General features: G+C 36.6%; 12 protein-coding genes. 9 read left to right on the top strand and 3 right to left on the bottom strand.

Annotation, left to right across the window (positions count from 1 at the left end; all coding sequences use genetic code 11):
* Positions 1 to 100: 100 nt before the first annotated feature.
* The 8 genes from nikA (at position 101) to ACTXGU_RS08045 (ending at position 8,506) form a co-directional block, all read left to right on the top strand.
* Complete coding sequence (nikA, locus tag ACTXGU_RS08010) at positions 101 to 1,729, top strand: nickel ABC transporter substrate-binding protein (RefSeq protein ID WP_443480981.1); 1,629 nt, start codon at positions 101 to 103, stop codon at positions 1,727 to 1,729.
* Positions 1,730 to 1,888: 159 nt separating this feature from the next.
* Entirely contained in the window at positions 1,889 to 2,818 is a 930-nt protein-coding gene (gene opp1B, locus ACTXGU_RS08015) for a nickel/cobalt ABC transporter permease (protein WP_443480982.1), read from the top strand.
* A 1-nt stretch (position 2,819) separates the two neighbouring features.
* Positions 2,820 to 3,701: a nickel/cobalt ABC transporter permease gene (opp1C, locus tag ACTXGU_RS08020; protein ID WP_443480983.1), complete on the top strand. Its 882-nt coding sequence runs from the start codon at positions 2,820 to 2,822 to the stop codon at positions 3,699 to 3,701.
* On the top strand, positions 3,664 to 4,494 hold the full coding sequence (locus tag ACTXGU_RS08025) for an ABC transporter ATP-binding protein (protein WP_443480984.1): 831 nt from the start codon (positions 3,664 to 3,666) through the stop codon (positions 4,492 to 4,494). Before opp1C ends, ACTXGU_RS08025 begins: the two co-directional genes overlap by 38 nt.
* The gene (locus ACTXGU_RS08030) at positions 4,478 to 5,236 is read left to right on the top strand and encodes an ABC transporter ATP-binding protein (protein ID WP_443480985.1); all 759 of its coding nucleotides are present in this window, start codon (positions 4,478 to 4,480) and stop codon (positions 5,234 to 5,236) included. The genes ACTXGU_RS08025 and ACTXGU_RS08030 overlap by 17 nt, the downstream gene beginning before the upstream one ends.
* A gap of 173 nt (positions 5,237 to 5,409) precedes the next feature.
* Positions 5,410 to 6,417, top strand: a complete 1,008-nt coding sequence (gmd, locus tag ACTXGU_RS08035) for a GDP-mannose 4,6-dehydratase (protein WP_443480986.1) — start codon at positions 5,410 to 5,412, stop codon at positions 6,415 to 6,417.
* Positions 6,418 to 6,446: 29 nt separating this feature from the next.
* On the top strand, positions 6,447 to 7,379 hold the full coding sequence (locus ACTXGU_RS08040) for a GDP-L-fucose synthase family protein (RefSeq protein WP_443480987.1): 933 nt from the start codon (positions 6,447 to 6,449) through the stop codon (positions 7,377 to 7,379).
* 50 nt (positions 7,380 to 7,429) lie between these two features.
* Complete coding sequence (locus tag ACTXGU_RS08045; RefSeq protein ID WP_443480988.1) at positions 7,430 to 8,506, top strand: mannose-1-phosphate guanylyltransferase; 1,077 nt, start codon at positions 7,430 to 7,432, stop codon at positions 8,504 to 8,506.
* 374 nt (positions 8,507 to 8,880) lie between these two features.
* On the opposite strand, the gene ACTXGU_RS08050 is transcribed toward ACTXGU_RS08045, so the two are convergent.
* The 3 genes from ACTXGU_RS08050 to ACTXGU_RS08060 are packed head-to-tail and all read right to left on the bottom strand — an operon-like array spanning position 8,881 to position 9,977.
* A complete protein-coding gene (locus ACTXGU_RS08050) occupies positions 8,881 to 9,165 on the bottom strand; it encodes a hypothetical protein (RefSeq protein ID WP_443480989.1) in 285 nt (94 codons plus the stop codon).
* A gap of 14 nt (positions 9,166 to 9,179) precedes the next feature.
* Positions 9,180 to 9,551: an SHOCT-like domain-containing protein gene (locus ACTXGU_RS08055; protein ID WP_443480990.1), complete on the bottom strand. Its 372-nt coding sequence runs from the start codon at positions 9,549 to 9,551 to the stop codon at positions 9,180 to 9,182.
* Positions 9,552 to 9,590: 39 nt separating this feature from the next.
* Positions 9,591 to 9,977, bottom strand: a complete 387-nt coding sequence (locus ACTXGU_RS08060) for a DUF2089 domain-containing protein (RefSeq protein ID WP_443480991.1) — start codon at positions 9,975 to 9,977, stop codon at positions 9,591 to 9,593.
* Positions 9,978 to 10,183: 206 nt separating this feature from the next.
* Here ACTXGU_RS08060 and ACTXGU_RS08065 point away from each other — a divergent pair, with 206 nt between their 5' ends.
* A complete protein-coding gene (locus ACTXGU_RS08065; protein WP_443480992.1) occupies positions 10,184 to 10,468 on the top strand; it encodes a DUF2500 domain-containing protein in 285 nt (94 codons plus the stop codon).
* Positions 10,469 to 10,776: the final 308 nt, after the last annotated feature.

A 10,776-nucleotide genomic window follows, 5' to 3' on the forward strand; every position in this document is an offset into this window, starting at 1 on the left:
GATTGATAGATAGTCCAAAATATTATTTTTTAAATCGTAATTATTCCTATTTTTCGATTTACAGTTAAACAAATCTTAATAGAATAAGCTGAAATGACAGATGAAAGGGAAAGTGGAAATGATGAAAAAGAAATGGGAAAATCTAGTGGTATTAATGGTTTGTGCCATTATATTATTAACAGGTTGTAATAGTGGGACAGAAGATCGTTCTAAGAATGCTAGAGGAAATAGATCAACTAATGAATTAGTATTTGCAAGTACAAAAGATATTAGAGATATTAATCCACATCTTTACGGTGGAGAGATGGCTGCTCAAAATATTGTATTTGAATCGCTTGTAAAAAACACGAGTAAAGGAATTCAACCAGCTTTAGCAGAAAGTTGGGATATTTCAAAAGATGGATTAGTGTATACGTTCCATTTAAGAAAAGGCGTAACTTTTACTGACGGAGCGCCATTTAATGCAGATGCGGTTAAATTAAATGTCGATGCGGTTGTTAGTAATATAGAAAAGAATGCTTGGCTTAATTTAGTTTCACAAATTAAAGACACAAAAGCAATCGATGAACATACGTTTCAATTAACGTTAAAAAGTCCTTATTATCCAACACTTGAAGAACTCGGATTAACACGTCCATTCCGATTTATTTCACCTAATGATTTTAAAAATGGGACGACTGCCGGCGGCGTACAAGGTTATAATGGAACAGGACCATATAAGTTAACAGAACATAAAAAAAATCAGTATGCTGTATTTACTGTTAATGACAAGTACTGGGGAGATAAACCAAAGATTAACACGATTAAATGGAAAGTGATGCCTAATCACCAAACCATTCTCCTTGCGTTGGAAAAAGGGGAGATTGATTTATTGTTTGGTGCAGATGGCGATATGATCGATATAGATTCGTTTAATGTATTAATGGAACAAGGCAAATATGGCACTTTAATCAGCCATCCAACGGGTTCTCGTGCGATTATATTAAATGCACATCAACCAATTACGAGCGATAAAAAAGTTCGCGAAGCATTTCAGTATGCGATAAATAAAGAAGCAATTGCAGAAGGTATTTTAAATGGTTCTGAAAAAGTAGCAGATACCCTGCTGGCACCTTCTGTTCCGTATGCGAATGTTGACTTGCAGCCGAAAAAATATGATGCAGCTAAAGCTGCTGCCTTGTTAGAAGAAGCTGGCTGGAAAATGAGTAAAGATGGCTATCGTTACAAAGATGGGAAAAAACTTGAAGTAACAATTTATTATAACTCTGATAATGCACAAGAACGTACGATTAGTGAATCAATGCAAAATGATCTAAAGCAAGCAGGCGTTAGTTTGAAGATTGTAGGCGAAGAGAAACAAGCTTATTTTGATCGCCAAAAAACGGGTGCATTTGATTTGATGTATTCCTTATCATGGGGGCTGCCTTATGATCCGCAAACATATGTATCTTCATGGCGTGTACCATCTCATGCTGACTACCAAGCTCAAAAAGGTTTAGAGAAAAAAGAATGGTTAGATCAAACGATTACGGATTTATTGGCTGAACAAGATGAACAAAAACGGAAAGACATGTATAAAGATGTTTTAACTTATGTACATGAAGAAAATGTGTATATTCCATTAACGTATGCAGTGACAAAAGCTGTCAGCATTAAGCAGTTAAAAGGCGTTGATTTTAACGTATCGCAGTACGAGATTCCGTTTGAGAAGATGTATTTTGCAGAGTGATGTTTAAATAAGTAATATTCAGAGCGGAGAAGGTCGAGGCTCGGAAATCACGGAGTCCGTAGGTGATGCTGCATGAGGTCTGGGGTGACAAGGTTCGACCGCTATCATTGAACATCTTCTTATTATGGCCAATGAAAAAACACATGGGGGAGAATTAGTTTGACAAGGTATATTGTAAAAAGGCTGATAGCGGTTTTGCCAATAATGTTGGGCATATCCTTCTTCGCCTTTGTGCTGATCAATTTAAGAACGAGTGATCCTGCTGAAATCGCTCTTCGCGTGAATCAAGTAACACCGACGGAGGAAATGGTAGAGGCGATGCGGGAAGAATTGGGACTGGATAAGCCTTTCTTCATACGATATGTTACGTGGTTAGGCAACAGTTTAAAAGGCGACTTTGGGACAAGTTATATTAGCCATCAACCAGTTGCCGATGAAATGGCACTCGCTTTGCCAGCTACTCTCTCTCTAGCAGTTACGGCGCTTATCATCATACTTATTTTAAGTATCGTGATAGGCGTTTTGTGTGCTATTTATGAAGGGAGTATCGGGGACAAAATCCTGCGAGGCGTCCTATTTTTAGGAACTGCAGTGCCAAGCTTTTGGATGGGAATATTACTCATTTGGTTTTTTTCTGTAAAAATGAACTGGTTTGATACAAGTGGAATGGAACGGGCAAGCTCTGTTATTCTGCCAGCGATTACTTTAGCACTGACATACATGTCAACGTATGTTCGTTTAATTCGAAGCAATATGATTAAAAATAAAAAGGAAAACTATGTTTTATATGCACGAGTGAGAGGTTTAAAGGAGAGCACGATTATGAGGCAAGTATTTAAAAATTCTTTACAGACTTCAATGACTGCTTTAGGGATGTCGATTCCAAAATTAATTGCAGGAACAGTTATTGTCGAAAATATATTTGCATGGCCAGGTGTTGGAAGATTATGTGTAACAGCGATTTTTAATTCCGATTTTCCCATCATTCAAGCATATATTTTAATCATGGCAATTATGTTTGTGGCCTGTAATTTCATCGTGGATATCCTTAATATGATGCTGGATCCTCGCTTGAGAAAGGAACAATAAGATGAATTTTTGGACGCGCTTAAAATCGGATAATATGGCTATCGCCTGTATCATGTTTCTTTTTATCGTCATCATGGCAGGGGTCATGGCGCCGATTATTGCCCCGCATGATCCGTTAGAAATGAACGTCATTAATAAGTATGCAGGACCTACTCTTTCCTATCCTCTTGGGACGGATCATCTCGGTCGCTGCGTATTATCAAAACTATTATTTGGGATTCGGACAACGATTATTTATGCATTAATTGCGACATGCATCACGGTGGCGATTGGAACGGTGATGGGAATGATTGCTGGGTTTTTCCGCGGCAAAGTAGATGAAGTGATCATGAGATTTTGTGATATCATGCTTTCTTTTCCAACAGAAGTCATGATCCTTGCGATTGTAGGTGTATTAGGACCTAGTTTATCGAATGTCGTGATTGCTAATATCATTGCGAAGTGGGCGTGGTATACACGGATGATTCGATCGGTTGTCATTCAATATACGGATAAAAACTATATTCGCTTTGCTAAAGTGTCCGGTTGTTCAACAGGCCACATTATGAGAAAGCATTTATTGCCTGGCGTAACAGGGGAAGTATCTGTTCTTGCCACACTTGATATTGGTTCGGTGATTTTAAATATTTCCGCGCTGTCTTTTTTAGGGTTAGGCGTACAAGCTCCAACACCTGAGTGGGGAATGATGTTAAATGAAGCGAAGAATGTGATGGTCACACATCCTACACAAATGATCGCACCAGGGTTTGCTATTCTCATTATCGTTGCGGTATTTAATTTCTTAGGCGATAGTTTACAGGCGGCGTTAAATCCTAAGCAATTTCATAAGAAAGGGGGAAAATGGAATGTCTTTATTAGACGTAAAAAATTTATTCGTCCATGATATACGTACAGGAGAAGAAATTGTAAAAAACCTTCATTTTTCCCTGGAACGAAATACATGCTTAGGAATTGTCGGCGAAAGCGGCAGCGGTAAATCAATGACAGCGAAAGCCATTCTTGGTTTAACATCGCCATGGCTTGAGACGAGTGGAGTAATTAATTTTGCAGGGGAAAATCTGCTGAACGCGACAAGGGAACAGCTTCGTATGATAAGAGGGCAGAAAATCTGTATGATTTTACAAGATGCGCATGCGTCGTTTAACCCCCTTTACACGATTGGTAAACAAATGAGCGAAACGTTTCGAGAACATTTTGGTGTGCGTAAGAAGGATGCAATCGAGATGGCTGTCGATGCGCTAGAAAAAATGAATATTCATCATCCAGCACAAGTAATCAAAAAATATCCGCATCAATTATCAGGTGGCATGCTGCAGCGGTGTATGATTGCAATTGCGATGACAATGAAACCGGACATTATTATTGCCGATGAACCGACGACGGCACTTGATGCCATTAATCAACAGGAAGTAGTCGAGGAGTTTAAACGTATACGTGAGTTGACTGGTACCTCGATGATTTTTATCTCGCATGACTTAGGAGTGATCCAATATTTGGCTCAAGACGTGCTCGTCATGCAAAATGGGGCATGTGTAGAGTATGGGAAAAGTGAGGAACTATTTGCCGACCCTAAACATGATTTCACCAAATATTTGATAGAGAGACGATTAAGCTTATCAGAGCCGTTCCAACAATCGATAAGACACGGAGGCATTCACCATGTTCGTGCAAATTAAGGATATTTATATGAGTTATTCGACTGGGGAAGGATATTTTACAAGAAAAAGATTAGATGTCCTTAAAGGAATTGACTTTTCCATTCAAAAAGGTGAATGTGTCGGTTTATTAGGGGAAAGCGGCAGCGGCAAAAGCACGCTTAGTCGGATTTTGCTTGGATTAGAAAAAGCAAAAAAGGGCTCTGTCATGATAGAAGGGGAGCCAATTTCGAAATGGCTAAAGAAAAACCGCGGGAAAATGAGTGTTGTTTTTCAAGACTATACGTCTTCTGTCAATCCGGGTTTTATGATAAAAGATATCATTGCGGAGCCGCTGATTGCCATTGGGGACAACCAAAACCTGCCGGAGCGAATAACCGCTCTTCTCGAAAAAGTAGGACTTCCTATCTCTTTATTGGAAAAATATCCACATGAACTTAGCGGCGGACAACTACAGCGAGTTTGTATTGCCCGAGCCATTTCCACTCATCCTGCATTTATTGTATTCGACGAGGCGCTTAGTTCGTTGGATGTGTCGGTGCAATCACAAATACTTGACTTGCTGCATGAACTGAAAAAGGAAATGAATATGACCTATCTGTTTATCGCACATGACATAGAAGCAGTCGTCAATTTATGCGATAGAATCCTTTTTCTTTATAAAGGACAAATGGTAGAGGATGCAGCACATGATCAACTGATGAATATAAAAAATGAATATGCTAGGCGGCTAATAGGTTCTGTGTTTCCATTAAATGTGTAGGATGTTTAGTAAAACTCTAACGATACTTAAAAAAGGTATCGTATTTTTTTGCTCTAAATTCTTAGATTCCCTCCTTCTTATAAAAAACTTAGAAATTATAGGTGTTTGTACAAGCGTGTTGATGGAACAGTTAATATACTTTAATGAAACTAATTTCTGGGAGGTTAAAAACATTGAAAAAAGCATTAATTACTGGGATTACAGGACAAGATGGATCTTATCTTGCTGAGTTACTGTTACAAAAAGGCTATGAGGTTCATGGGATCGTACGAAGAAGCAGTACGTTTAATACGGACAGAATTGATCATCTTTTAGATAATCAAAAATTATTTTTACACTACGGAGATTTGAGTGATGGTGGCAACCTTCGAAGCCTAATCAACAAAATTCAACCAGATGAAATTTATAACTTAGGTGCACAAAGCCATGTGCAAGTATCTTTTGATGTTCCTGAATTCACGGCAGATGTAGATGCTTTAGGTGCTTTGCATATTTTAGAAGCTATTCGTGAAGTGAATCCAAAGATTAAATTTTATCAAGCGTCCTCTAGTGAGCTATATGGAAAAGTGCAAGAAATCCCTCAAAAGGAAACAACCCCTTTTTATCCAAGAAGTCCTTATGCTGTAGCAAAGCTTTATGCTTATTGGATTACTGTGAACTACAGAGAAGCATATGATTTATATGCATGCAATGGGATTTTGTTCAATCATGAATCACCAAGAAGAGGAAAAAACTTCGTAACAAGAAAAATCACGACAGGTCTTGCCAATATTGTGAATGGCAAACAAGAAAAGCTTGTATTAGGAAACCTACATGCTAAAAGGGACTGGGGTTTTGCTGGTGACTATGTAGAGGCAATGTGGTTGATGCTGCAGCAAGAAAAAGCCGAAGATTATGTAATTGCAACAGGTGAAACCCATACAGTGAAGGAGTTTTGCGATATTGCTTTCCAAAAAGCAGGCATCACGCTTACTTGGACAGGTGAAGGATTAGATGAGAAAGGCATTGATGCAAAAACTGGGAAAGAATTGATTGTAGTGAGCGAGAAGTATTTTAGACCAAGTGAGGTAGATCTACTTTTAGGTGATCCCACTAATGCAGTAACGAAATTGGGATGGGTGCAAAAAGTCAGCTTCGAACAACTAGTTGAAATGATGGTAGAGAGTGACCTAAAACAGTAAACACCGCAATGAAAGGGGGATTATTATCAGTGGAAAAGGATAGCAAAATATATGTTGCTGGACATAAGGGTCTCGTTGGCTCAGCAATCGTGAGAAACCTGAAAGAGAAAGGGTATAAACATATCATTGGGAAAACCCGTCAAGAACTTGATTTAACGAAGCAAGCAGAAGTGGAGCAATTTTTTAAAGACGAAAAGGTTGATTATGTATTTTTAGCAGCTGCAAAGGTTGGTGGAATCGGTTCAAACAATGCATATCCAGCCGATTACATTATGGATAACTTATTAATGGAATGTAATGTGATAAGAAGTGCGTTTCATAATAAAGTCAAAAAACTTATGTTCTTAGGAAGCTCTTGTATTTATCCTAAATTTTGTCCGCAGCCAATTAAAGAAGAGTATCTGCTAACAGGAACCTTAGAATCCACAAATGAAGCGTACGCATTAGCAAAGATTGCTGGATTAAAGATGTGCCAGTTTTTTAATACTCAATATGGCACTAATTTTGTCAGTGTAATGCCTACAAACCTTTATGGACCTCATGATCGATTTGATCCTAATCACTCCCATGTTATACCTGCCATGATTACAAAAATGGATGCTGCGAAGAAGTTAAATAAACCCGTTGTGGAATTATGGGGTACAGGCACGCCGCTAAGAGAATTTTTATATGTAGAGGATATGGCAGAAGCATGTGTCTATTTAATGGAAAACTATGAAGGAAACGAGCATATTAATATCGGTACAGGCACGGATATTAGCATTAAAGATTTAGCAGAATTAATCAAAAAAGTAATTGGCTACGAAGGTAAAATCGTTTTTGATCCAACGAAACCGGATGGTACACCAAGGAAACTATTAGATGTATCTAAATTAACCAATGCTGGTTGGAAACCGAAAGTAGATTTAGAAGAAGGGTTAAGATTAACCTATGAATTTTATAAAAACGAGGAACAAATCTAAAAAAGAAAGAGGGGGGAGTGGGACAGATACAAAAGAGGGAGTTTAATCAAATGGAAAAATATGCGGTTATTATGGCAGGAGGAACAGGTACAAGATTATGGCCACTGTCTAAGGAAAATAAACCGAAGCAGTTTATTAATGTCGATGGCACCGAACCATTGCTTGTTCAAACAGTCGAACGAATATGTACCCTTATTCCTTCTAAAAATTGTTTTGTCATTACGAATGAACGTTATGTACAGTTGACACGTGAAACATTAAAGAATCATATACCAGAAGAGAACATTATTTACGAACCGTTAAAAAAGAATACGGCAGCATGTATTTCGTATGCTACTTTGTATTTAGAGAAACTGCTAGGAAATGGAATTGTATGCTTTATTCCGGCTGACAGCTATGTGAAAGACAAGGATGAGTATCTTCAATCTATTAAAAATGCATATGATGCTGCAGAAAACAATCATCAAATAGTCATTATCGGGGTAACACCTTCTTATCCTGCAACAGGATTTGGATACATTCAAGTAAATCCCGAGGAATATAAGAATGAAAAAGGTGTCTCGCAAGTTGTTCAATTTAAGGAAAAGCCGAATGTAGAGACGGCGCAGGAATATGTACAATCAGGGAGTTATTTATGGAATAGCGGGATGGTTGTTGGTGAATTGAATGCCTTAAGGAAAGGGATAGAAAAATTTTTACCGACACATTTTCAAAGTCTTGCTGCAGCAGTTGCGCATAGAGAAAAGGATGATTTTCAATTTCTTTTAGCAAAAGCATTTACTCAATTAGAAGATATTTCATTTGACTACGGTGTTCTCGAAAAAACGAAAGATTTGCTTGCAGTAAAAGGTTCTTTTGGCTGGTATGATATTGGAAGCTTGGACAGCATTTCCATTGCAATTGAGGGAGATGAAAATAATAACGCTGTATATGGTAAACACGTCGGCATCGATACGACAAACTCTATTATATATAGTTTGGATAACCTAATAACAACAATTGGACTTAAGGATATAATTGTTGTGGATGTTGGTGATTCTATCATTGTTTGTCCAAAAGACAGAGCACAAGATGTAAAAAAACTAGTCGATCTATTGAAAACAAATGGTTTTGAAAGCAATATATAAATAGATATTTACTGTTTAAGTGGAGAGGTATGTTCCATATTCCTAATTCAACCATCTACTATATTCTCCTCACGTGTAATCTCTCCATCAATCCCAGAAGTGACAAAAGAAAACAAAATAGATACAGAAAAAACGGTTGAAATCTCTTAGTGGGTTATTTTGCTTTTTCTATTCATCCCATATGTTTAAGCCGCGATTGATGGAGATGAAATAACATTTGTTATAATAACAATGAAGAAAAATGGCCCCTTGCATAAGTGCAGTAGAGCCATTTTTCGAGAGTATAAGTAATAGTAATGAGACAAAGTATTTTCATGTTGATTGAAAACGTTTGTCGACACCCTGCTGTCTAGTGTTCCCAGCACTAGACAGCATCAAGATATTTCCACTTTTACATAAGTTCCATCTTTTAAAGAAACATCTACAAGTGGATCCGTCCAGTTATCTTTCTTTATTTCTTTTACTAAAGTTTTTAGCATCTCTTTTATTAATGGTGCATGTGTATAAATTTGATTTACGGTTTTATCTTTTGCCTGATTATTAATAAACTTCCAAACAAAATGAGAAAAAGCAATATTAATAAGTGTTTCAAGCATAAAAGCAGGAATAGGAATGATATAATTTTTCTTTTTTTCTGTTCGTAAATAAACTTTTACCATGATTCATTCCTCCGTTATTCTACAAAAACTTGAACTGTATCACCATTTGCTAGTTTCACATCGACTATTTGCCCGACTAATTCATTATCAATCGCACTAATAAGTAAATCGATATCAATATTTTCAACATACATTTGCGCCTGAGGAATTTTAGAAGCAATGCTGTGGCCAGTCTGTAATAAAGCTTTGATTAAACGTAATGGCACATTTACATTCACATTATCATTTGTTTCTGAGTTAACCCGAACACGTAAATAACGGCTCAAATAATCCTTGTATTCTGTTTTAGGTGTTTCTTCAAATGAGTCGATAAGCGCAGCGGCCTGTTCGGAAGTGATTTTCCCGCTTTCCACCATTGATAAAATCCGTTTCATATCATTATTCATGTTTTCTTCCTCCTTTATAGTACGTATTCAAAAAGCCTTTTATATTTCTTTTAATAAAGCAATTGCTTCCTCCGCAGTTAGTTCATTTTGTTCCAGCTTTTCCAAAATGGCTGCTTTCTGTTCTGCTTTTTGATGGGTAGCTTCTTTTATGTCTAGTTCTTGGTTGCCTGTCATTTTTGCGATAATATCATTTAATTTTCCACGAACCGTTGGATACGAAATGCCTAACTTCTTTTCTACTTCTTTAATATTTCCACGGCAAACAATAAATGTCTCGATAAAATGCATTTGCTCTTCTGAAAAAGAAAACCATTTTGATAAAGAAAAGTTGTTCTCAATGACAGTATGACAGTGAGAGCACTCTAACCTTGTTACCTGAAGCTCATGATGACAAACAGGACAATCGTTTAATATAGGATACGACATTTTCAGTTCTTCACCTCCTTTTTTAATAAATATATACCTGTATATTAATAAAATCAATTTCGAAGTTAATATATTTAATTTTTTTAATTGGAATATCAAATAATTAAATCACTTTTTTGTTTTGAACCCATTTTTAGTCGTTGTTTATAAGGGAATGAAACTTTCCTGCTTGTTTAGTGTATAAGAAAATATAAATTATAGTAGGTATGTTTCTTTTTCATATTTTTAAAGGAATAACAACATGGAGCAGTAACAACGCACAGCCACGTCTAACAACAAAAGCAAAAGTAGTAACAAAAAGAACAGAAGTACGAGGCGGAGGTGAGACTAGAGCATACAGCAGTTATTATGTAACATTTGAATTTGATAGTGGTAATCGAAGTGAATTTAATGTGAAAGCAGAAGAATATGGCCGGCTTGTAGAAGGAGATTTTGGAGAATTAGAGTTTCAAGGAACACGGTATCATGGGTTTAAAAGGCAGCATGGGTGAGGATATAGTTTCAAACGATGGTGAAAGAAAAGTATCTTTAATTATAGAAGAAACTGATTTGTTTTTGAAATGATGCAGGGTGATTTCGATATTTAGAAGCCTAGATTGCTGTTTCGTTAATTTAATAGTTATATAATGTAGCTTTTTAGAAGGGATGAAAGTTTTTTCGTTATTTTATTATTTTCTTTCAAAAAAGTATTGACCAATATATTTATCCTTGTTATTATATAAAAGTTGCTTCTGACAGCAACGAAAAACATAACTTGCTTATCATCAACAATGATTTAAAAGGTTGAAAAAAACTTTAG

The sequence above is a fragment of the Niallia sp. 01092 genome, assembly GCF_052318935.1.
In the GTDB taxonomy this organism is placed as follows: domain Bacteria; phylum Bacillota; class Bacilli; order Bacillales; family Cytobacillaceae; genus Niallia.

Bases quoted from the DNA above. Each gene is read 5' to 3' on its own strand.
- nikA (WP_443480981.1), top strand. From the start codon at position 101: ATGAAAGGGAAAGTGGAAATGATGAAAAAGAAATGGGAAAATCTAGTG.
- opp1C (WP_443480983.1), top strand. From the start codon at position 2,820: ATGAATTTTTGGACGCGCTTAAAATCGGATAATATGGCTATCGCCTGT.
- ACTXGU_RS08025 (WP_443480984.1), top strand. From the start codon at position 3,664: ATGTCTTTATTAGACGTAAAAAATTTATTCGTCCATGATATACGTACA.
- ACTXGU_RS08030 (WP_443480985.1), top strand. From the start codon at position 4,478: ATGTTCGTGCAAATTAAGGATATTTATATGAGTTATTCGACTGGGGAA.
- ACTXGU_RS08045 (WP_443480988.1), top strand. From the start codon at position 7,430: ATGGAAAAATATGCGGTTATTATGGCAGGAGGAACAGGTACAAGATTA.
- ACTXGU_RS08050 (WP_443480989.1), bottom strand. From the start codon at position 9,165: ATGGTAAAAGTTTATTTACGAACAGAAAAAAAGAAAAATTATATCATT.
- ACTXGU_RS08055 (WP_443480990.1), bottom strand. From the start codon at position 9,551: ATGAATAATGATATGAAACGGATTTTATCAATGGTGGAAAGCGGGAAA.
- ACTXGU_RS08060 (WP_443480991.1), bottom strand. From the start codon at position 9,977: ATGTCGTATCCTATATTAAACGATTGTCCTGTTTGTCATCATGAGCTT.
- ACTXGU_RS08065 (WP_443480992.1), top strand. From the start codon at position 10,184: ATGTTTCTTTTTCATATTTTTAAAGGAATAACAACATGGAGCAGTAAC.